This window comes from Xanthomonas sp. CFBP 8151, assembly GCF_011761885.1.
GTDB lineage: Bacteria > Pseudomonadota > Gammaproteobacteria > Xanthomonadales > Xanthomonadaceae > Xanthomonas > Xanthomonas arboricola_B.
On record NZ_JAASQZ010000002.1, the window covers coordinates 1,059,251 to 1,079,826 of the forward strand.

General features: G+C 66.1%; 19 protein-coding genes and 1 pseudogene. 5 read left to right on the top strand and 15 right to left on the bottom strand.

Features of this window, described 5'->3' with window-relative positions:
- Positions 1-9: 9 nt before the first annotated feature.
- Positions 10-1,683 (bottom strand): ubiquinone biosynthesis regulatory protein kinase UbiB, encoded by a 1,674-nt coding sequence (gene ubiB, locus FHT08_RS12525; RefSeq protein ID WP_166775258.1) that lies wholly within the window; start codon positions 1,681-1,683, stop codon positions 10-12.
- The gene (locus tag FHT08_RS12530) at positions 1,680-2,324 is read right to left on the bottom strand and encodes an SCP2 sterol-binding domain-containing protein (RefSeq protein ID WP_104606886.1); all 645 of its coding nucleotides are present in this window, start codon (positions 2,322-2,324) and stop codon (positions 1,680-1,682) included. Before FHT08_RS12530 ends, ubiB begins: the two co-directional genes overlap by 4 nt.
- 193 nt (positions 2,325-2,517) lie before the next feature.
- On the opposite strand from FHT08_RS12530, the gene ddlA reads away from it, so the two are divergent.
- Entirely contained in the window at positions 2,518-3,624 is a 1,107-nt protein-coding gene (gene ddlA, locus FHT08_RS12535) for a D-alanine--D-alanine ligase (protein ID WP_166775259.1), read from the top strand.
- Positions 3,621-4,103 carry a GNAT family N-acetyltransferase gene (locus FHT08_RS12540; protein WP_166775260.1) on the top strand — a complete coding sequence of 161 codons (483 nt, stop codon included), beginning with the start codon at positions 3,621-3,623 and terminating at the stop codon, positions 4,101-4,103. Before ddlA ends, FHT08_RS12540 begins: the two co-directional genes overlap by 4 nt.
- 117 nt (positions 4,104-4,220) lie before the next feature.
- Here FHT08_RS12540 and FHT08_RS12545 read toward each other — a convergent pair whose 3' ends face one another.
- From FHT08_RS12545 to oleC, 3 genes are all read right to left on the bottom strand, one after another.
- Positions 4,221-4,379: a DUF1328 domain-containing protein gene (locus tag FHT08_RS12545; RefSeq protein ID WP_003468167.1), complete on the bottom strand. Its 159-nt coding sequence runs from the start codon at positions 4,377-4,379 to the stop codon at positions 4,221-4,223.
- A 64-nt stretch (positions 4,380-4,443) separates the two neighbouring features.
- On the bottom strand, positions 4,444-5,454 hold the full coding sequence (gene oleD, locus FHT08_RS12550) for a 2-alkyl-3-oxoalkanoate reductase (protein WP_104538923.1): 1,011 nt from the start codon (positions 5,452-5,454) through the stop codon (positions 4,444-4,446).
- Positions 5,455-5,544: 90 nt separating this feature from the next.
- Positions 5,545-7,203, bottom strand: coding sequence for an olefin beta-lactone synthetase (oleC, locus tag FHT08_RS12555; RefSeq protein ID WP_104538924.1), 1,659 nt, complete (start codon positions 7,201-7,203; stop codon positions 5,545-5,547).
- Positions 7,204-7,516: 313 nt separating this feature from the next.
- On the opposite strand from oleC, the gene FHT08_RS12560 reads away from it, so the two are divergent.
- Positions 7,517-7,900, top strand: a complete 384-nt coding sequence (locus FHT08_RS12560; RefSeq protein ID WP_024939040.1) for a YkgJ family cysteine cluster protein — start codon at positions 7,517-7,519, stop codon at positions 7,898-7,900.
- A gap of 145 nt (positions 7,901-8,045) precedes the next feature.
- On the opposite strand, the gene FHT08_RS12565 is transcribed toward FHT08_RS12560, so the two are convergent.
- From FHT08_RS12565 to FHT08_RS12580, 4 genes are all read right to left on the bottom strand, one after another.
- On the bottom strand, positions 8,046-8,948 hold the full coding sequence (locus tag FHT08_RS12565; RefSeq protein ID WP_166775261.1) for an alpha/beta fold hydrolase: 903 nt from the start codon (positions 8,946-8,948) through the stop codon (positions 8,046-8,048).
- A gap of 129 nt (positions 8,949-9,077) precedes the next feature.
- Positions 9,078-10,247, bottom strand: coding sequence for a Fic family protein (locus FHT08_RS12570; protein ID WP_208408976.1), 1,170 nt, complete (start codon positions 10,245-10,247; stop codon positions 9,078-9,080).
- Between the two features lie 114 nt (positions 10,248-10,361).
- On the bottom strand, positions 10,362-11,378 hold the full coding sequence (locus FHT08_RS12575; protein ID WP_104538927.1) for a 3-oxoacyl-ACP synthase III: 1,017 nt from the start codon (positions 11,376-11,378) through the stop codon (positions 10,362-10,364).
- A gap of 101 nt (positions 11,379-11,479) precedes the next feature.
- Positions 11,480-11,800, bottom strand: coding sequence for a DUF4156 domain-containing protein (locus tag FHT08_RS12580; RefSeq protein ID WP_104538928.1), 321 nt, complete (start codon positions 11,798-11,800; stop codon positions 11,480-11,482).
- Between the two features lie 395 nt (positions 11,801-12,195).
- On the opposite strand from FHT08_RS12580, the gene FHT08_RS12585 reads away from it, so the two are divergent.
- Both FHT08_RS12585 and FHT08_RS12590 read left to right on the top strand, forming a co-directional pair.
- A complete protein-coding gene (locus tag FHT08_RS12585) occupies positions 12,196-12,657 on the top strand; it encodes a hypothetical protein (RefSeq protein WP_166775262.1) in 462 nt (153 codons plus the stop codon).
- Positions 12,658-12,682: 25 nt separating this feature from the next.
- Positions 12,683-13,159 carry a tRNA (cytidine(34)-2'-O)-methyltransferase gene (locus tag FHT08_RS12590; protein WP_104534297.1) on the top strand — a complete coding sequence of 159 codons (477 nt, stop codon included), beginning with the start codon at positions 12,683-12,685 and terminating at the stop codon, positions 13,157-13,159.
- Between the two features lie 152 nt (positions 13,160-13,311).
- On the opposite strand, the pseudogene FHT08_RS12595 reads toward FHT08_RS12590, so the two are convergent.
- The 6 genes and pseudogenes from FHT08_RS12595 to poxB form a co-directional block, all read right to left on the bottom strand.
- Positions 13,312-13,881: pseudogene (locus tag FHT08_RS12595) on the bottom strand (MFS transporter); the annotation flags it as partial.
- Positions 13,882-13,924: 43 nt separating this feature from the next.
- Entirely contained in the window at positions 13,925-14,539 is a 615-nt protein-coding gene (locus FHT08_RS12600; RefSeq protein WP_166775263.1) for a hypothetical protein, read from the bottom strand.
- Between the two features lie 135 nt (positions 14,540-14,674).
- Complete coding sequence (locus tag FHT08_RS12605) at positions 14,675-15,472, bottom strand: hypothetical protein (protein WP_166775264.1); 798 nt, start codon at positions 15,470-15,472, stop codon at positions 14,675-14,677.
- Between the two features lie 432 nt (positions 15,473-15,904).
- Positions 15,905-17,248, bottom strand: a complete 1,344-nt coding sequence (locus FHT08_RS12610; RefSeq protein WP_166775265.1) for a sigma-54 dependent transcriptional regulator — start codon at positions 17,246-17,248, stop codon at positions 15,905-15,907.
- Entirely contained in the window at positions 17,233-18,675 is a 1,443-nt protein-coding gene (locus FHT08_RS12615) for an ATP-binding protein (protein WP_104606691.1), read from the bottom strand. The genes FHT08_RS12610 and FHT08_RS12615 overlap by 16 nt, the downstream gene beginning before the upstream one ends.
- Before the next feature lie 45 nt (positions 18,676-18,720).
- A complete protein-coding gene (gene poxB, locus FHT08_RS12620; RefSeq protein WP_208409043.1) occupies positions 18,721-20,430 on the bottom strand; it encodes a ubiquinone-dependent pyruvate dehydrogenase in 1,710 nt (569 codons plus the stop codon).
- Positions 20,431-20,576 lie beyond the last annotated feature (146 nt).

Sequence of the window (20,576 nt, forward strand, 5' to 3'; positions counted from 1 at the left end):
GGCGGCGCCTTAACGCCGCAGCCAGGCGACCAGCAGGGCCACCGAGCCGGTCGCGCCGCTGACCCAGCTCCATACCGGCACCGTGCCCAGGTACCAGCCATCCGGGTGCAGGCCATACAGCACGGCGGCGACCACCAGCAGGCCGCTGCCGGTGATGGCGGTGACCACGCGTGTCTGCAGCTTGCGCAGGCTCATGTCCAGCGCGCGCAACTCGGCCGAGCGGATGTCGACTTGGTGGCGGCCTTCCACCTGCTGCTTCAACCAGCTGTGCACCAGGCGCGGCATGTCCGGCGCATGCGTCATGATTTCCGGCAGGCGCTTGCGCAACTCGCCGAGCACGCGGCGCGGGCTGTAACGCTCGCGCAGGATGCGTTCGAGCACCGGCCGCGCCACTGCCCAGATGTCCAGCCTGGGGTCGAGCTGGCGGCCGACGCCTTCGATGTTGAGCAAGGTCTTCTGCAACAGGATCAGCTGCGGCTGCAGCGTCAATTCGTAACGCTGCGCGACGCGGAACAGCTTGATCAGCACTTCGGCCAGCGAAATCTCCGACAACGGCCGGGTGAAGTACGGCTCGCACACCGAGCGCGCGGCCGCTTCCAGTTCGTCGATGCGCACGTTGTCGGGCATCCAGCCCGCCTCCACGTGCAGCTCGGCCATGCGGCGATAATCCTTGTGGAAGATCGCCATGAAGTTCTCGGCCAGGTAGTACTGATCTTCCTGCGAGAGCTGGCCCATGATGCCGAAGTCCAGCGCGATGAAACGCGGATTGAGCCGGCGCTCCGGATCACTGTCGACCCAGATGTTGCCGGCATGCGCATCGGCATGGAAGAAGTTGTCGCGGAACACCTGCGTGTAGAACACGCGCACGCCCTTGGCCGCCAGCGCCTTGCGGTCGATACCGGCCGCGTCGAGCTTGGCGATGTCGTCGGACGGAATGCCGTACACGCGCTCCAGCGTGAGCGCACGCTCGGCGGTGTGCGACCAGATCACCTCGGGCACGTACAGATCGTCCGAGCCTTCCCAGAACCGGCGCAGCACGCTGGCGTTGGCGCCTTCGCGCTGCAGATCGAGTTCTGCCGACAAGGTGCCTTCGATCTCGGCCACCACTTCGCGCGGCCGGATCTTGTCCGCACGCGGGTGGGTGCGCTCGACCAATGTGGCCAGCGACTGCAGCAAGGCGATATCGGCATCGATCTGACGCTCGATCTCCGGGCGCAACACCTTGACCACCACCTCGCGGCGCACGCCGTTGGCATCCGGCGGCAAGGTGGCCGCGTGTACCTGCGCGATCGAGGCCGAGGCCAGCGGCACGGTGTCGAATGCGGCAAACGCCACGCTCACCGGCAGGCCCAGCGCCCGCTCCACGATCAGCCGCGCCGCTTCGCCGTCGAAGGGTTTGACGCGGTCCTGCAGCAGGGTCAGTTCATCGGCCACGTCGGCCGGAATCAGGTCGCGCCGGGTCGACAGGATCTGCCCGAACTTGACGAAGATCGGCCCCAGTTCCTGCAACGCCAGCCGCAGGCGTGCACCGCGCGATTGCGCGGCGATCTCCGCACTGGCGCGTGGCACGAACGGCTTGGCCAGGCGCAACCAGCGCTCGGCCGGCGTGTCCTGCAGCAGGTCGTCCAGGCGATAACGCAGGATCACCCGGCCGATGCGGCTGGCCCGCAGCAGCGCCTTCATGCCGCACCTCCGGCCGCGCCCAGGCGCGCGGCGCGCGCGGCCAGCCGTTCGACGTCGTCGCGCAGCTCGTCGACATCGTCGTGGAAGGCGTCCAGTTCGGCACGCGGCACCACGTCGCGCGATTCTTCGGTCACGAACTCGGCCGCGCTATGCGCCAGATCCACCGCGCTGCGGCGCGCCTGCTGCAGCGCTGCGCGCACCGCATTGGCGATCTGCACGCCGAGGATCTCGCCAAACACCGCCACGAACGGCAGCTGCCAATCCGGATCGAAGCGGCCGGCCAGTTGCTGCAGCTGGCGTGCCAGCTCGGCGTCGCCGGAAACCTTGAGCCGCCCGGCCGGTGCGCCGCTGCGACGCGCGTTGGCCAGGAATGGCAGCTGCCCGAGCAAGCCGGCCAGGCTGCTGCGCACGGCCAGATCGGGCTCCTGCGCCTGGTCCACCGGGCCGACCAGCAAGCGGCGCTCGTGCACACGGATCTGCAGGGCCAGCGCGGGCGCCTCCAGGGTCAGTGCGATGCGTTGGCCTTCCAGTGGCAGCAGGGCGTCGCGGGTATCGGGGTCCAGTGCCAGCGCGCGGTTGAGCGCGGCTTGCAGGGCCTGGCCGGCGAGCGGCTTGAGTGAGTTCAACAGGGATCCGGGCATGGGCGCATTCTACCGTCCCCGCAGGTCGCCACTGCTTGACGGCGATGTGGCCAGTGCAAGCCGGAGGCCGGGGTGGCGATCATGGCGGGCGCCTCAGTGGCCCGGCCGTGTGTCTTGGTCATGCAGGGCTTCCTTCGGCGCGCCTGCCGCGGGCATGCTGGCGACCTCATCACGCAGGTGGCAGGAGCAGGCAATGCGCAAGATCCGGGTCGGTCTCATCTTCGGCGGCAAATCGGCCGAGCACGAGGTCTCGCTGCAATCGGCGCGCAACATTCTCGATGCGCTGGATCCACAGCGCTTCGAGCCGGTGCTGATCGGCATCGACAAGCAGGGCCAGTGGCACGTCAACGACCCCGACAGTTTCCTGCTCAATGCCGACGACCCGGCCCGCATCGCCCTGCATCGCAGCGGTCGCGGCGTGGCCCTGCTGCCGGGCGCGCAGCAACAACAGCTGCGCCCGACCCAGCCGGAGCAGGCGCTGACGCAGATCGATGTGGTGTTTCCGATCGTGCATGGCACGCTCGGCGAAGATGGCTCGCTACAAGGGCTGCTGCGCATGGCCAATCTGCCCTTCGTCGGCTCGGGTGTGCTTGGCTCGGCGCTGGCGATGGACAAGGACCTGGCCAAGCGCGTGCTGCGCGATGCCGGGCTTGAGGTGGCGCCGTTCGCCTGCTTCAACCGCCACACCGCCGCACATGCCGATGTGGATGCGTTGATCGCGCAGTTGGGTTTGCCGCTGTTCGTCAAACCGGCCAACCAGGGTTCGTCGGTCGGTGTCAGCCAGGTGCGCAGTGCCGATGCATTTGCCGACGCGCTCGCATTGGCGCTGGCGTACGACCACAAGGTGCTGGTGGAAGCGGCGATCGCCGGGCGCGAGATCGAATGCGCCGTGCTGGGCAATGCCACCCCGCAGGCCAGCGTGTGCGGCGAAGTGGTGGTGCACGACGCGTTTTATTCCTATGAGACCAAGTACATCAGCGAACATGGCGCCGACATCGTGATCCCGGCCGACATCGATGCGCAGACGCAGCAGCGCATCCAGCAGATCGCAGTGCAGGCCTACCAGGCGCTGGACTGCGCCGGTATGGCGCGTGTGGACGTGTTCCTGTGCGCCGATGGCCGCATCGTGATCAATGAGGTCAACACATTGCCGGGCTTTACCCGGATCAGCATGTATCCCACGCTCTGGCAGGCAAGCGGGCTGGACTACCGCAGCTTGATCACGCAGCTGATCGAGCTGGCGTTGCAACGGCATGCAGATGATCGACTGCTGCGCAGCGCGGTCGAGCCAGGCGCATGAGCCAGGCCCGTGTGCGCGCAGTGCAACGGCACGACCACAGCGCACTGCTTGCGCTCAACAATGCGCATGCCACCGAGCTGTCGTTGCTGGATGCCGAAGGGCTGGCTGCATTGCTGCAACTGGCGTGGCATGCACGCCTGGTCGCGCCGGCGGATGGTTTGCTGATCGCGCTGGATCAAAGCGCCACATACGCCAATCCGAACTTTGCGTGGATGGCGCAACGCTTCGCGCGCTTTGTCTACATCGACCGCATCGTGATCGCTGCGCATGCGCAGGGGCGCGGGCTTGCCAGGCAGTTATATGACGGACTCATCCACGCCGCAGGTGCAGCGGGGCAACCGCGCCTGGTCTGCGAGGTCAACCTGGTCCCACCCAATCCGGCATCGCTGGCGATGCATCTGCAGCTGGGTTTCCTGCCGGTCGGCGATGCGCTGCTGGGCAACGGCAAGCACGTGCAATATCTCGAAAAACGGCTGTGAGACAGATGCCGCCCGGCTGCAGAGCGTCCATAACGCACATGGCCCACCTCCTTGCGGAAGCGGGCCATGTGAGCGCCGACCGGCAGCGCCGCTGCCGTGGCGTATCGCAACTAGGCGTTATACCTTGCCGCGACGGAACATCGAGATCACTGCCAGGATCAGGAACACCACGAACAGGATCCAGGCGATGTTGGTCGCCGCACCGGCGATGCCACTGAAGCCCAGCACGGCGGCGATGATGGCGATGACGAAGAAGATGATGGCGTAATGCAGCATGGCAATGATTCCAGAAGTTGTCGTGCCGAATCGGCGCAGACGTATCCTGAAGACGTGGCGGTCTTTATCGGGTGATGGCGATGTCGTTGGAAGATGAGGATCGCAGCCGTTGCAGCCCTTCCTCGATGCTGATGTGCGGCACATAGCCGAAGTCACGATATGCCGGCTCCATGCTGTACCAGTGCGGCGTGCACAGCTGTTCCACCAGAAAACGCGTCAACGGCACTTCGCCAGGCAGACGCAACATTGGCCATATGGTCTCGCATACCGCACCGATTCTGTATGCGGTCTTGAACGACAGCGAACGTGTCACTGCAGGCGCATCCACCGCGGCCAGCAGGCGATTGAGCAACTCGCGCATCGGCAACGGCTCGCCGTTGGAGATGAAGTACGCCTTGCCCGCACACGCAGCATCTGGAGCAAGATGCGCGAACGCATCGAAATGCGCCTGCGCGGCGTTGTCGATATAGGTGCTGTCCACCAGGTTGCTGCCATCGCCGACCATGCGCAAGCGGCCAGCGCGCGCACGTGCGGCCAGGCGCGGCAACAGATGATTGTCGCCCGGGCCCCAGATCAGGCGCGGACGCAAGGCCACCGTCGCCAGTTGCGCATCGTTGGCCGCCAGTACCGCGCGCTCGGCGATCGCCTTGGTCGCCGCGTATGCCGCGCGCAGGTTTTCGCCGTACGGCACGTCGTCGGCGCCCAGGCCCTCCACCGGATTGGTGGCGCGATGGGTCACGCTGGGCGTGGAGGTATAGATCAGGCGCGACACACCATTGGCCCGACACGCGTCGAGCACGTTCTGCGTGCCCACCACATTGGCCTGGTGATAGCTGTCGTAGCTGCCCCACGCGCCGGCCTTGGCGGCGTTGTGGAAGACCGCGTCGATACCGGCGAAAGCATGCCGCACCGCTTGCGGGTCGGCCAGGTCGCCACGGATCTGGCCCACGCCCAAGCGCTGCAGGACCGGATAATCGCCGCGCTGGAAACTCACCACCTCGTGCCCGCGCGCGCGCAAGCCGCGACACAACGCCTGGCCAAGAAAGCCACCACCACCGGTTACCAGGATGCGCACGCACCACCTCCATCGCAAGGACGCACACGATAACGGGCGCGGCCGGAATTGGCGATGCGGCCGGGTGCCTGCGCGCTACGCATCGACAGGTCAGCCACGTTGCTGCGCCGCCCAGATCGCCAGCGTTTCGCGGCCGATCTTGGCATTGTGGCGGATGTCCACCGGAAACCCGGAATGGCGCAGGAAACGTGTGATTCCAGCCGTGTGCGGGTGCGCAGCGCCCAGCGCGCGCAATGCGGTTTCCACTTGCGCAAACGCCGACGCCGCAACGCCTGGCTGCAATTCCACGCACAGCACCGGCTGCTGCTGTCCGGGCGCGCCGATACCGACCAAGGCGGTGCGCCGCACCTGCGGATGCACGTTGAAGACCGGTTCCACCTGCTCGGTATAGAGCGGGCCGCTGGCGGTTTCCACGCGATGGGTCTTGCGCCCGCAGAACCACAGGCGTCCTTCGGCATCGAAGTAGCCCACATCGCCCATGCGATGCACGATGCGTTCGCTGCCATCCGCGTTGCGCTCGCGGATCTTGGCAATCCGCGTGGCCGCGTCGCGGTTGAAGTAGGTGTCGGTGGTGGTGGGGCCGGCGACGGTGATCTCGCCGACCTCGCCCACCGCCAGCACGCGCGCGCCGCTCCACTCGGGAATGGCCGCATCGTCGATGGCGATGATGCGGACCTCGTTCGGCGCCACGACCTGGCCGACGCAGGTGCCCGCACCGGCTTCGGTGGCCGCGCGCGTGGCGTCCAGCGTGCGCCCTTCGATCGCCGCCACCGGCAGACATTCGGTGGCGCCATACGGCGTCCAGAATTGCGCATCTGCCGGCAGCAGCGCGCGGATCTTGGCCACCACGTCCGGCGGCACCGGCGCACCGGCCGAGGTGGCCAGGCGCACGTTGGGCAATGGCTGGCCATGGTCGGCCAACACGCGCATCAATGCCGGCGAGCCGAACAACTGCGTCACTCCGAAGCGGTCGATCGCATCGTGCAGCTTGCGCGGATCGGCAGTGGCCGGGCGGGTGGGGTCCATGTCCGGAATCACCGAGGTCAGCCCCAGTGCCGGATCGAACAAGGCAAACGGCGGAAACGTCGGCAGATCCACGCCGCCGGGCCGCATGCCGAAGGCATTGCGCAGCAACTCGATCTGGCCGACGAAATGGCGGTGTCGGTACACCACGCCCTTGGGCACACCGGTCGAGCCGCTGGTGAACAAGATGGCGGCCACATCGTCCGCCCCGGTGTCGGCCAGCTGACTGCCGGCGCCGGCGCCATCGCGCTCCACGCGCGCCAAGGTCACCCCGCCCCAGCTGTAACGGCCACCGACGCTGACGATCTGCTTGGCAGAGCGCGCCCACCGCAGCAGGCGACGCGCCAGCTGCGCAAGCGGAATGCCGATAAACGCCTGCGGCTGCGCTTCGTCCAGGCATTGCTTGAGCGCGCGCTTGTCGATGCCCGGATCCACCAGCACCGGCACCGCACCGGCCTTGAACAAGGCAAACATCAGCAGGAAGAATTCCGGCGACGGACGCACCATCACCACCGCGCGCGCACCGCGTCCGATGCCGTGCAGGGCCAGTCCGGCAGCAATCGCATCGCTGCGCGCGTCCAGCTCGGCGTAGCTCAAGGTCACATCGTAGGCGGCAAATCCATTGGCGGCGCGGCGGCCCGGGCAACGGATGGCGATCTGCTCGGGGCGCTCGCGCGCAAGTTCCGGCAGGGTGGCGGCGATATTGCAGAGAGTCGTCGTAGTCATTGCCGCATTATCACCCACGCGACGACGGTACCGGCCGCTTGTTCGCGCTCAAGTCAGCTGCGCTGCGCGTACCCGCATTGCAGCTGCGCCTGACGCGGTGATTGCGCGTCATCTGGCCGGATCGATGCGGCGCCGTGTTCGCACGACATGTCCTGCTCTGCGCGGGGTGCTCCGCATTGCGCGCGCACGCGCTGCTTCGAGGTGCACAGATGAACCGCTAACCGGCGCGCGGTGGTGCCACTTGTATCGTAGCGCGGTTCGGTCAGAATGCCGCGCTCTCCACGTTGTTTCGCCGCGCAAGGCCCGGCATTCCATGGCACATCCCTGCCTTACCTGCGGCGCCTGCTGCGCCTACTTCCGCGTCAGTTTCCACTGGAGCGAAGCCGACCCCGCATTGGGCGGCAGGGTGCCGATCGAGCTGACCGATGCGCTGCGCACGCACGAGCGCGTCATGCGCGGCACCTCGCAATCGCAGCCGCGCTGCATTGCGCTGGACGCGGACATCGGCCGCTACAGCCGCTGCAGCATCCATGATCGCCGGCCCTCCTCCTGCGCTGCCGTGCCGGCCTCGCTGGAATTCGGCCAGCGCAGCGCGCAATGCGACAAATCCCGGCTGGCACACGGCCTGCACGCGCTGACCGAAGCCGATTGGCTGGGCGTGGACGAGGCCCAACGCAATCCGCTGCCGCCGTTGTAACGGCTTTCGCTGCGAGTGAGCGCAGCATCCATTCGCAACGGCCAACAGAATGACGGCATGCCCGGTCGCATCCATTGGTGCATCCGATTTATGCGCGCCGCTTGCATTCACCTGCCGAGCGCCTGCGCGGCAACGCCAGCAGTGCTTACAGCCGATTGCGCTCCAGAAACGCACGGATCGCCGGCACCAGCACTTCATGCTTGTCTTCCAGCACGTAGTGGTTGGCATCGTCGAACGCGGTGACTTCGGCATTCGGCAATGCCTTGCGAAAGCCGGCCAGAAAATGCTTGTCGAAGCAGATATCGCGCAGGCCCCAGGCGATGAACGCCGGCCGGTCGGCGAACGACGGCAATGCCTGCGCCGAGCGCTCCAGCAGCGACCAGGCCTGGTCGGCGGGCGACAGCGGAATATCCTGCATGAAGCGAATGGTGGAGATGCGGTTGCGCCAATTGTCGTAGGGCGCCACATAGGCACCACGCACATCCGCCGGCATCCGCCGCGACACCCCGAACCAGGACGCGCCGGAGGAAAACGCATTGAACGTACGGATGAACCACTCGCCCGGGCCCCAATGCCGGCCCATTGCGATCTGCCACGGCATCGGTTTTTCCGCCGGCAACGGGAATGCAGCGGTGTTGGTGATCACCAGCCGCTTGACCTGCGCATGATGCGACAACGCCCAGCCGAACCCGATCATGCCGCCCCAGTCGTGCACCGCCAGCGTGACCGGGCCGGCGATGCCCAGATGCCGCAACAGCGTGTCCAGATCATCCACGCGCGACTGCAGCGTGTAGTCGTAACGCGGCTGCGCGTCGGGCGCATCGTCCGGCTTGTCGGACAGCCCCATGCCGATATGGTCCGGCACGATGCAGCGGTAACGATCCGACAGGCCACTCACCAGGTGCCGCCACAGATAACTCCACGACGGATTGCCGTGCAGCATTACGACCACCTCGCCATCGCGCGGACCTTCGTCCAGGTACGACATCGCAATGCCGGGACGCACTTCAAGGCGCTGGGGAGTGAAGGGATAGCCGGGGTAGTTCATGGATCTCTCTATTTGCTAAAGCTTGGACTGGGTGTGTCTGGCAAGTCGCCAGCTACATCGCCACGACAGTATCGAAAATACGCTGGATGTCTCTGCATCGTCGGCAACGGCCGTGCGCAAACGAAACGCTCACAGCGGCTGCGCCCCTTCGCTGAGGATGTCGAGATAGGCGTGATAGGCAAAAATACGGTGCCGCTGCTGGCCGGTGAGTTCGTTGACGATTTCCAGCTCCTGCAGGGTGCGTACTGCGGCACGGATGGTGGGCGCACTCAACGACAGGGCGGGCGCCACTTGCGGCACCGCCAACACCACGCGCCGCGCGAACTGCTCAAACACCAGGCCGACGTTGCCTGCTCGCTGGCCCAAAGCGGCAATGCGGGCCCGATCACGCGCCAACAGTGCCAGCAGGCGCTGCGCGGTGTCGACGGCTTGTTGCGCGGTCTCTGCCACACCATCCAGAAAGAAACCCAGCCATCCTTCCCAGTCACCGTTGAGTCGCACCGCATTGAGGCGGTCGTAGTAATCGGCACGACGGCGCTTGAAATACAGGCTCAGATACAGGCTGGGCTCCCGCAGCACGCCTTCGCTGCACAGGATCAAGGTAATCAACAGCCGTCCCAGGCGCCCGTTGCCATCGCTGAAAGGATGGATGGTTTCGAACTGCACATGGGCAAGCGCCGCCTTCACCAACGGCGGCATCTGCTCCTGCGGCGCATGCAGAAACTGTTCGAGTGCCGACAGCGCGTCGGGCAATGCATCTGGCGGTGGCGGAACAAAGTGTGCAAGTGCAGGCGAGGCCCCGCCTACCCACACCTGACTCCGGCGGAATTCACCTGGCTGCTTGCCGGCACCACGCCCGCCCTGCAGCAACAGCGCATGCATCTCGCGGATCAAACGCAGCGACAGCGGGAAATCGTGCTCGCGTAGGCGCCGCAAACCATGGTTGAGGGCCGCGACATAGTTGGATACTTCTTCGACATCGTCGACAGGCACGCCCGGCGCAGCATCCATTTCAAACAGCAGCAGATCCGAGAGCGATGACTGGGTTCCTTCAATCTGGGACGACAGCAAGGCTTCCTTGCGGATGTACTGATAGAGAAACAGTTCCGGGTCCGGCAGCATCAGCGTGATGCCGTCCAGTCGCCCTAATGCCTGGTCCGCGCGCTCTTTGCGCGCCACCAGTTCGGCCTGTGCGAAATCCAGTGCCGGCAATGGCGGCAACGGATCAGGGACGAACGCCTGGTAACGGCTCCCCGCGAGAGCGCCAGCAACATGGTGTCCAGTGATGCGCTGAGCCATCGTCTTTCCTTACAGACCGCAACTGTCCCTGCAAGGAAACTTAGATACCACTTTTTTACTTAAACAGCGATATTGCCCGGCTCGCAGCAGCACCTGCCGGGCAACACTAGCCTGTCACCACACCACTTCCGCCATCGAGCAGTTCAGGCCAGAACCAATCCCCATCAGCGCGATCCGGTCGCCCTTCTTCAAGCGGCCGAGCTCCTTGAGCTTGCTCAGCACGATCGGTACCGAAGCCGGGCCGATATTGCCGTGTTCGCCGAAGATGGTCATGACCTTTGCCGGGTCGATACCGAACGACTTCACGAACGAAGCGGTATGCGGGCGGCTGACCTGGTGGATGACGAACTGGTCCAGCTCGTCCACCGCCCAGCCCATTGCCTGCTTGGCGGCCAGGAAAGTCTTCTGCGCCAGCTTGATGCCTTCGATCAGCAGCAGGCGGGTGTCGGTGACCATGCGATCCAGGTTACCGCGGCACAGCCTGTTCCACTCGGTGGCCGAGCGGGTCACGCCACCCTTGTAGCGCGGGGCGTCGGGCACCAGCTCGGTGCGCGCCATCACCATGGCCGCGGCACCGCAGCCCAGGGTCAGCGCAGCAAGTTCGTTGCGGAACTCTTCTTCGGTGACGTCGGGCGAGGTCATGCGCTCGAGGGTCTTCTCGTAGACCAGGTTGGCGGTTTCGCCATCGACGACCAGCGCGTAGTCGATCTCGCCGCGCTCGAGCATGCGGGCGGCGATGTCCATGCCGTTGATGAAGGCAAGGCAGGCATTGGCGACATCGAAGGTGACGCAGTGGTCGCCGACCCCGAGGTTGCCGGACACGATGGACGCCGTGGACGGCTCCAGGTAGTCGCGGCTCACCGAGGTGTTGACCAGCAGGCCGATCTTCTCGATGCCGATGCCGGCGTCGAGCAGTGCCTTGCGCGCAGCCTGGGTGGCGGCGTCCGAGGCCTGGACATCCTGGTCCCACAAGCGCCGTGCATGGATACCGGCAACGTCGCCCAGCACGTCGGTTCTAATCCCGAGGCGGTCGTAGGTCGGTTGCAGGCGCTCGTTGATTTCCTTGGAAGTCAGGGTGTGCGGCGCATCAATATGCGCCAGTCCCGCGATGGAGACATTCTGGAAGAGCATCGAAGTAGCGCCATGGCGTCAGGCGAGGGGGCGCTAGTCTAGCCGCTGGCTGGTTTTACCGCATCTTTACAATTGCAGCGGCCGCGCCCCAGCCCAACGGTTCAGCGCGGCGGGCAGCGGAAGGCGTTGAAACGCTGGCTGCCATCGGCCGGCTGGCCCTGCGCCTGGACCGCATTGGCATTGGCGCCCGGCGCCTCGTTGCGTGCCAGCGTTTCCAGCTCTTCCTGCACCCGCAACGGGTTGCGGTTGTAGAAGCCGACCTTGCTCTTGACCGACACCACCACCTCGCCCTGCTGCTGACAGCCAGCCGGCACAGGGCCTGCGGGCAGTACCTGCACGCCTTTGCCGCTTTGTTCGATCGGCACCCAGGTGCAGGCCGTGGCGGTGGTGGCAACCAGAACAGACAGCATCAGCACGCGCATAAGTCTTAGACACCCGAGGACAAAGCCGGATTGTGCCGCAGTTACCGGCCGGCGATCGGCGTGTGCTGTTTGGCCACAGGCCGCGCATTCAGCGCACTGAACATCGTGTGGATCGTCGTGTTCTCTGGCCTGCAGCAGTGTCCGGCGCCTGCCATCGCGTCCGGGTGTCCGGACACGGACACCGCTGCGATGCATAAATCCCTTTAAAAACAATCTTCTAAAACTGGCACGCCGTTTGCTGCATGGCATGGGCAAGCAGCGGGCAGCAACCTCGATCAGTAAAAATGACTGCCAGCTGAATAAATAAACTTGCGCCACGAAAGTTGTTGCACTTACCGAAGCGGTGTACTACCTTACTACCACACCACTGATCGCCCACACCAAGAGACCTCGCCATGACGACCCAGACCCTGCGCATCGCCCTCTCCGCCGCCCTGCTTGCCGGTACCGCCCTGGCCGGTTTCGCCCAGGCCGCCAGCCTGACCACGCTGGACACCGTGCAGGTCCGCCCGTCTGCCGACCAGATCGCCCAGCAGACGCTGGAGCGCAACAGCGACATCCGTACCCTGTCCGCCGTGCAGGTGCGTCCGTCTGTGGAGCAGCTGGCCACCCTCGCCGCCGGACAGGCCGGCCCGCGCATCGTCACTCTCGCTGCGGTGCAGGTGCGTCCGTCCGCCGACCAGCGCGCCGACCTGGTGACCCGCAGCACCGCTGCCACCGCGCAAAGCACCGCCGGCCAGGCAGCTGCTGCCATCGGCGCGCTGATGGGCCAGGTCATCGTCAACCTGCCGGTGCCGCAGCTGCAGCCGTCGCCGGTCGAACTGGAAGCGCTGGTCAACGCCGCCATCAGCCTTTGAGCACGCGCGCAGCTACACTGCGCGCATGTCAGCTCCCGTCCTCGATGTCATCCTGTTTCAGCCGGAAATTCCGCCCAATACGGGCAATGTGATTCGCCTCTGCGCCAACACCGGCGCGCGCCTGCACCTGATCGAGCCACTCGGCTTCGACCTCAGCGACAAGCAGCTCAAACGCGCCGGCCTGGACTATCACGAATATGCAACCCTGCAGGTGCATGCCGACCTGCCCACCGCCCTGGCCGCGATCGCGCCCAAGCGTGTGTTTGCCCTGAGTACGCGCAGCACCGTGCGTTACGACACACCTCAATTTGCCGATGGTGATGCCTTCCTGTTTGGACCGGAAACACGCGGCTTGCCCGCCGACGTGCTGGAGTCGATCCCGCCACAGCACCGGCTGCGCCTGCCGATGCGCCCGGACAACCGCAGCCTCAATCTGTCCAACACCGTTGCGGTGATGGTGTTCGAAGCCTGGCGCCAGTGGGATTTCAGCGGCGGCCGATAACCGCGGCAATGCAGACGGCTGGCTGACTGCCAAATCCTCCGCCCCGATCCCGGTGCGCTGCATGGTTCCCGTACCGGTCTGTCGTTCAAAGCGTGCTCCGCGCGTATGCCAGTCCCGGGCATTGCCGTTTGCCTGCTGCTCCATGCCTGGCATCACTGCATCACCTGGACCTCGGCCGCTGCCTGCAACATGCCGCGGCAGCCTGCCGATAACGCCACCGCCAGCACGGCGATGGCGCCCAGCGCCAGAAACGCGATGCGATAGCCGAAGGCGTGCGCCAGCCAGCCACCCAACGTCGGGCTCAGCGCCGCGCCCACACCTTGCATTGTCATCACTGCGTCCTGGCCGACATTGATGCGCCCGGTGCCCTAAAGCAATTGCGCCACCAGTGCCGGCACCGCCAAGGCCTGCAGGCCGGCGAGTCCATCGAAGATCTGCACCAAAAACATGCCCCCAGCCATAGATCAGCGACGCTGCCACCAGTGCACCCACCAATGTCCGTGCACGCGGATCCAGCGCATCGCCAACAACGCCACCACCATCATGCCTGCACGACCATGATGGTGGTGGCCGTCAGCGCACTCGCATCGCCCGCATGCGCAGCCACGATGGCCATGCCATAGAGCGGCAGTATCGCCGCATTGCCCAGTGCAACAGCCCCGGGGCGATGCCGGCAACGCCAGCGGACGGCAGGTCTGCAGTATCCGCCAGTCGCGACCCGATTGCGGTCGCACTGCGCCAACACGGCAGTCGCATTGCAGGCTGCTAGTGCTTCGGCTTCGGCTTATGCCCACCCGGGCCATGCGGATGCTCGATCTGCTTCAGCGACGCGGCCTTGGTGCCCAGCCCATGCGCGTGGATCAGCACGCCGTGCGGGGTGGTCCTGGTATCGCCTTCGGCCACCAGCGTCTTGCCGACAACCAGCTGCCTGGCGAAGTCCGCACCGGCGTGCGGCGGGAACCGCACCGTGGCCCCGTCGTCCAGCAACACGCCATGCACCTGCCCGTGCGGACCGTGCAGCAACCGCGCAATGGTGCCGCTGTACTGGGTGATTTGCGGCTTGGGCGGCTTGTCGGCGGGCGGTTTGGGCTTGGGCTTGGCGTGCGGCCCGTGCGGGCCTTCATCGACGATGCGTTTGCCGCCTTCCGGATCGATCGCCAGGGCCACCAGCATGTCCACATCGCGCGGCTTGAGGCCGCGCACGGTCAGGGTGCTGCCTGGCTTGAGCGCCTTGAGCAAGGCGGCGGACAGGTGCGGCGGCGTGTGCACCTCGGTGCCGTCGGTCAGCAGCAGGCCGTCGATATCGGCCTTGGGATTGAGCAGAAAGCGCGCCAGCGTGCCGCGGGTTTCGGGGAGGAAATCAGGATCGATCCAATGCATGCAAAAACTCCAGAGAAGTGAGAACCGGCCGATGCCGGCAAGCCGCGCCCGTTGCCACGCATGACGCGTGGTGAACAGGCGCGTAGAGGGGAACGCGATGTGCGCGCGCCAGCGCGTGGCCGGCGGCGCCCTGGATCAACGCGGCGCCGGAGCCGGAGCCGGCGGTGCAGCCGGTGGGACAGGTGGCGCTGGTGGTGCGGGCGGCACCGGGCCGTCCGGGCGCGGCGGGCTGAACAACGCACGCTGCGAGGCGCGATCGCGGCCCAGTCGGGTGGCTTCGATGGCGCGGCCGTTGGCGGTGGCAACCCCGAAGCCGCTCACGCTCAATGGTGCGCCGGCCCGCAGCAGATCGCCAAACTGCAGCGCCAGATGCGGCGGCATCCGCACCAGCGTGCCATCGCTCAGCAACGCGCCATTGGTCTCGCCACCCGGGCCGTAGACCAGCCGCTCGATGCGTCCTTCCGCCTGCAACGGCGTCAACGCGGCAGGTGCCGGCGGCGCCGGCGGCATGGCGCCAGTGGGCGGCTGGTCGACCACTTCGCCCCCACCACGACTGGAGCGGATGCTGCTGGCGCGCAGCACCGGCAGGCTGCCCAGGCGATAGCCCTGCACGCTCACCGTATCGCCGCGGCGTATCGCGGCCTGCAACTGCGCGGACAGATGCGGTGCAAACGCCACCTGGGTGCCATCGCGCAGCCACAGGCCATCGACCTCGCCATTGGGATTGAGCATGAAGCGCTCGACCGTGCCGGTGATGCGTACCGGCGTGGCGGCCAACGGCGCAGGTGGGGCAGGCGGCAGCGGTGGAGCCGGTGGTGGCGTGCCGACCGGCGGACGCGGCGCTACCGGTGCCGCCGGCGGTGTGGGAGCCTGCGCGGCGGCGGTCGCCACGCTGCAGGCCAGTGCGAAAGCAAGTGCGGTCTGACGAATCATGCGATGTCTCCAACGCGGCAGGAGCGCCGCTCGCCCTGAAGACAAAGCAGCAATCGTGCCAACCGCGAATCCGTTGTTTTACAAGGGTTTTGCGTGTGCACGTTCACCGACAGTCGTCTTCGTTTCATACACCACTGTCCGCTTTGCAGACACTTGCAGCTTGGGTTGTGCGTCCCTGCAAGGCAAGAACGTGCCGGGCACGCTCGACGGTGGCGTGCGCGTGCGGATTCCCGGGCTGGATTTCGAGCGCGTGGTGCTGCGCTTTCCGGCTGCACTTTGCTGGTGGACGGCCATTGGCCAATGCTGCGAGTGGCAGCGGCGGCATGCAACCAAAAGGTGCGCACGACAACAGGTGCACGTGCTGCTGTGCGCGTACTGCGTGGTGACCGAAGCGGCAGCCTGCAACCATCGCGTCCGGTCTGATCGCTGCGACTACTGCAAGCCGTACTCATCAAGCTTGCGGTACAGCAGCTGGCGATGAATCCCGAGCCGGCGCGCGGCTTCAGCGCGGTTGCCGCCACTGTGCGCCAGGGCGGCCTGGATCATCTGCTTTTCCAGCCGCGCCACGGCTTCGGGCAAGCTGCCTTCCGGTGGCGCTTCAGTCATGGGCTGCTCGGCATCGTACTCGAGCGCGTCGTCCAGATCCGCGGCAACGATGCTGTGGCCGCGCACCAGCAGCTGGCTGCGTTGCATGAGGTTACGCAGCTCGCGCACGTTACCGGGCCACGGGTAGGCCAGCAGCCGCGCTTGCGCGTCCGCCGACAACGCACGCGCCGCGCCTTCGCCGGTGCGCAGAAAATACTGCGCCAGCAGCACGATGTCCTGCCCGCGTTCGCGTAGCGGCGGCAGTTCGATCGGCACCACATTCAGGCGATAGCGCAGGTCGCTGCGGAACTGCCCTGCCGCCGCCCATGCCGCCAGATCGCGATGCGTGGCCGCCAGCACGCGCACATCCACCTTCTGCGCGCCGCGCCCGCCCAGCGGCGTCACTTCGCCTTCCTGCAAGAAGCGCAACAACTTGGCCTGCATCGGCAGCGGCATGTCGCCGATCTCGTCCAGAAACAGCGTGCCGCCATCGGCTTCGCGAATCAGGCCGATGCGGTCGCCGGTCGCCCCGGAAAACGCGCCCTTGCGATGGCCGAACAATTCGCTTTCCATCAACTCCAACGGAATCGCCGCGCAGTTGACTGCCACGAACGCCGCATTTGCGCGTGCGCTGGCGCGATGCAGGGCGCGCGCGACCAGTTCCTTGCCGGTACCGGTTTCGCCGGTGATCAACACCGGCAGATCGGACGCCGCCGCCAGCCCGATGCGTTTATGCACGGTACGCATCGCCGGACTGTGGCCGACCAGGCCGTCGTCGTCGGAAGGTTCGCTCGCTGCGGCATCGGCGTCGGCATCGGCATCGGCGCGACTTGCCAATGCACGCTCCACCACATCGACGATATCCGCACGCCCCACCGGCTTGACCAGGTGATCGAACGCACCCAGCGTCATCGCCTCGATGGTGTTGCCGCTGGATGCGTACGCGGTGAGCATCACCAGCGGCACCTGGCGCGCGCGGGGATCGTCCGCACGCGCACGCATCAGCTGGATCCCGTCCATGCCGGACATACGGAAGTCCACGAACGCCAGCTCGATGTCGCCCTCGTTCAAGCGCATCAGTCCCTCGGCGCCGTTATCGACCGCGACCACCGCATGGCCGAGCGAGCGCAGCGTTGCCTGCAAGGTGGCCAGAAACGCCGCATCGTCGTCGATGATCAGAATGCGCGCCATGGCAGCTCCAGAATGAAATGGGTCAAACCGTCGGTGTGTGCGTAACGCACCTGCCCGCCATGTGCACGGGCGATCTCGCGCACCAGCGCAAGCCCCAGGCCATTGCCGTCGGCGCGACCGCTGACGAACGGCTCGAACAACTGCGCTGCGATAGTTGGGGCGATGGCCGCGCCGCGATTGCCCACCTGTAGCTGCAGCAACCCATCGCGGGCGCTGGCATCCAGTGTCACCGCGCTGCCTGCCTCGGCATGTTGCAGTGCGTTGCGCAGCAGATTGTGCACGGCGCGTCCGAGCTGCTGCGGATCGAGCGTCCACTGCAGCGGCGTGTCAGGGACGCACAGCTGTGGCGTCGGCGTGCCTGGCGGCAGCAAGGCCGGATCGAGCAAGGCCGCCAACCAGTCCTGCACCACCACCGTTTCCAGCTGCAGGCGGATCGGCTGCACCATGCCGAGCAGACTTTCGACCACCCCATCCAGGCGACGGATCTGCCCCAGCATCAGCTCGCCGTGCGCGGCATCGTCCGGCGTGCCCTGGCGCGTGGCGATTTCGTTTTCCACCGCCAGGCGCATCGTGGCGATGGGGTTGCGAATCTCATGCGCCACCGTGGCGGTCAGGCGCCCGAGTGCGGCCAGCCGCTCGTGCCGTGCCAGTTCGTCGGCCAGCCGCCGCGTCTGCGCCAGGGCGTGCGCATTGCGCTGTGCGTAATCGCTCACCGCAGCGCCCAGCCGGTCCAATTCGGGCGCGCCGGTGACCGGAATCTGCGGAAGTTCGGTGTCGGCGGCCAGCGCCTGCTGGATGCGCTGCAGGCGCTGACTCCAGCGCCGCACCACCACGCCCAGGGCAATCGCGGACACCGCCACCATGGCGAAAATCAGCAGCATGCCGATTACCAATGGCCGCCAGGCATCGGAGGTGCTCGCCGGCACCCGCGACATGGTCCATGCGGCGGTGCCGGCGGCCAGCGGGCAGGCGCTGATCAGTACCACTTCGCGGCTGCCATCGCGACGAAAATCCACGGCCCTGTTGCCCACCGCACTCTGCCGTGCGGTACTGACGATCGTGGTCCACTCGGCAGCCGGAATATCGGTCTTGTGATCGCTGCCGTCGTAGGTGGGATAGGCGTAGGCAACAAACCCCTTGTCAAGATTCCACACCCCGCCCTCCACGCCGGGCGCATCGGCTAGCACCAGTTGCACGACCACCGCGGCCAGCCCGGCGCCGTTGTCGCCGCTGCGTGCCGCCTCGCTTGCACCGGCGTAGCGCTGCACGATGCGTGCGCATTGCGCGGTCAACTGCTGGTGCGCATCGTCCAGTCGCACGCCTTCGGTCTGTCGGTACAGGCCATACAACATGGTGGCCACGCCCACGCAGGCAGCCAGGACCACCACCCAGATCAGCAGCAACTGGCGCAACAACGAACGAGGCATGCGAGGGTCCGAAAAAACGTGCAGTGGTGGAGCGTGGCGATGGCGTCAGCGCATATTGGTCTTGACCAGATCGATCACCTCATCGCCGCGCCCGCTCATCACTGCCTTGAGCAGATACAGGCCCATGCCCTTGGCCTGTTCCAGCTTGATGGCCGGCGGCACCGCCAGTTCCTGCGTGGCGATACGCACATCCACCAGCGCCGGACCCGAATGCGCGAAGGCCTGCCGCAACGCCCGCTCCAGTTGCGCGGACTCATCGACCCGGATGCCCAGGATGCCCATCGCATTGCTCATCGCAGCGAAGTCCGGATTGCGCAACTCGGTGCCGGTATCCAGATAACCGGCGGCCTTCATTTCCATCGCCACAAATCCCAGCGAGGCATTGTTGAACACCACGATCTTCACCGGCAGGCGCAGCTGCGCCAGCGAGATGAAATCGCCCATCAGCATCGCAAAACCGCCATCGCCGGACAGCGCAATCACCTGACGGCCCGGATACGCCGACTGCGCACCCAGCGCCTGCGGCATCGCATTGGCCATCGAGCCGTGATTGAACGAACCGAGTAACCGGCGTTGCCCATTCATGCGCAGATAGCGCGCAGCCCACACCGTCGGCGTGCCGACATCGCAGGTGAATACCGCATCCTGGTCGGCGATCTGGCTGATCATGCGCGCCACGAATTGCGGATGCAGCGGCTCGCCTGGATCGGCCGGCACCGCCAGATCGTCCAGCCCCTCGCGCGCCTTGCGATAGTGGGCAAGCGACTTGTCCAGGAAGTCGCGTTTCTCGCGTCGCTGCAGCTGGGGCAGCAAGGCGGCGATGGTTTCACCCACATCCGCTGCGATACCCAACTGCAACGGCGTGCGCCGTCCCAGCGCGCTCGGGTCGCGGTCCACCTGCACGATGGTCGCGTCCTTCGGATAGAACTGCCGATACGGGAAATCCGTGCCCAGCATGATCAAGGTGTCGCAATTGAGCATCGCGTGGTAGCCGGAGCTGAAACCGATCAGGCCGGTCATGCCGACATCGAACGGGTTCTCCCACTCCACGTGTTCCTTGCCGCGCAAGGCATGCACGATCGGCGCGCCCAGGGTGTCGGCCAATGCCACCACCGCATCGTGCGCACCCGCGCACCCGCTGCCGCACAACAGCGTGATCGCTTCGCTTTGCTGCAGCAGCTCAGCCAGCTGCTGCACATCTTCGGGAGCCGGCAGCACGCGCGGTTGGCGCAATTGCGGCCAGGCCGTGGGGATGTGCTTGTCCACTTCCAGCAGTGCGATATCGCCGGGGATCACCACCACCGCCACGCCTTGCTGCAGGATGGCTGCACGCATCGCCCGGTGCAGCACTTCCGGGAGCTGCGCCGGATTGGTCACCAGCTCCACAAAGTGACTGCACTCGCGGAACAGTTCCTGCGGATGCGTCTCCTGAAAATAGTTCAGCCCGATCTCAGACGAGGGAATATGCGCGGCAATCGCCAGCACCGGCTGGCGGCTGCGATGGCAATCGAACAGCCCGTTGATCAGGTGCAGGTTGCCTGGTCCGCAGCTACCCGCGCACACCGCCAGCCTGCCGGTCACCGCCGCCTCGGCGCCGGCGGCGAACGCGGCCACTTCTTCGTGGCGCACGTGCATCCACTCGATCGTCTGCATCTCGCGCAAGGCATCGGTCAAGCCGTTGAGGCTGTCGCCGGTCAATCCCCAGATCCGCTCCACCCCCGCGCTCTGCAGCGTCTCGGCCAGAAACCGCGCCAATGTCTTCTTCTTCGCCACGATGCAGCTCCACGCTTGTTCGACAAGCCTGGCATGCTCCCAGTCGCGGCGTCAGCGCAATGTGCTTGCACGCTGCAAACGCGGTAAAAACCCCTGAAAAACAGCTGCTGCTATACATGCGCGTGGTA

Excerpts from the sequence above, each read along its gene's own strand:
- FHT08_RS12560 (WP_024939040.1), top strand. The coding sequence starts at position 7,517 with ATGGCACATCCCTGCCTTACCTGCGGCGCCTGCTGCGCCTACTTCCGC.
- ubiB (WP_166775258.1), bottom strand. The coding sequence starts at position 1,683 with ATGAAGGCGCTGCTGCGGGCCAGCCGCATCGGCCGGGTGATCCTGCGT.
- FHT08_RS12530 (WP_104606886.1), bottom strand. The coding sequence starts at position 2,324 with ATGCCCGGATCCCTGTTGAACTCACTCAAGCCGCTCGCCGGCCAGGCC.
- FHT08_RS12585 (WP_166775262.1), top strand. The coding sequence starts at position 12,196 with ATGACGACCCAGACCCTGCGCATCGCCCTCTCCGCCGCCCTGCTTGCC.
- ddlA (WP_166775259.1), top strand. The coding sequence starts at position 2,518 with ATGCGCAAGATCCGGGTCGGTCTCATCTTCGGCGGCAAATCGGCCGAG.
- FHT08_RS12615 (WP_104606691.1), bottom strand. The coding sequence starts at position 18,675 with ATGCCTCGTTCGTTGTTGCGCCAGTTGCTGCTGATCTGGGTGGTGGTC.
- FHT08_RS12565 (WP_166775261.1), bottom strand. The coding sequence starts at position 8,948 with ATGAACTACCCCGGCTATCCCTTCACTCCCCAGCGCCTTGAAGTGCGT.
- FHT08_RS12580 (WP_104538928.1), bottom strand. The coding sequence starts at position 11,800 with ATGCGCGTGCTGATGCTGTCTGTTCTGGTTGCCACCACCGCCACGGCC.
- FHT08_RS12605 (WP_166775264.1), bottom strand. The coding sequence starts at position 15,472 with ATGATTCGTCAGACCGCACTTGCTTTCGCACTGGCCTGCAGCGTGGCG.
- oleC (WP_104538924.1), bottom strand. The coding sequence starts at position 7,203 with ATGACTACGACGACTCTCTGCAATATCGCCGCCACCCTGCCGGAACTT.
- FHT08_RS12545 (WP_003468167.1), bottom strand. The coding sequence starts at position 4,379 with ATGCTGCATTACGCCATCATCTTCTTCGTCATCGCCATCATCGCCGCC.
- FHT08_RS12570 (WP_208408976.1), bottom strand. The coding sequence starts at position 10,247 with ATGGCTCAGCGCATCACTGGACACCATGTTGCTGGCGCTCTCGCGGGG.
- FHT08_RS12575 (WP_104538927.1), bottom strand. The coding sequence starts at position 11,378 with ATGCTCTTCCAGAATGTCTCCATCGCGGGACTGGCGCATATTGATGCG.
- FHT08_RS12540 (WP_166775260.1), top strand. The coding sequence starts at position 3,621 with ATGAGCCAGGCCCGTGTGCGCGCAGTGCAACGGCACGACCACAGCGCA.
- FHT08_RS12610 (WP_166775265.1), bottom strand. The coding sequence starts at position 17,248 with ATGGCGCGCATTCTGATCATCGACGACGATGCGGCGTTTCTGGCCACC.
- FHT08_RS12600 (WP_166775263.1), bottom strand. The coding sequence starts at position 14,539 with ATGCATTGGATCGATCCTGATTTCCTCCCCGAAACCCGCGGCACGCTG.
- FHT08_RS12590 (WP_104534297.1), top strand. The coding sequence starts at position 12,683 with ATGTCAGCTCCCGTCCTCGATGTCATCCTGTTTCAGCCGGAAATTCCG.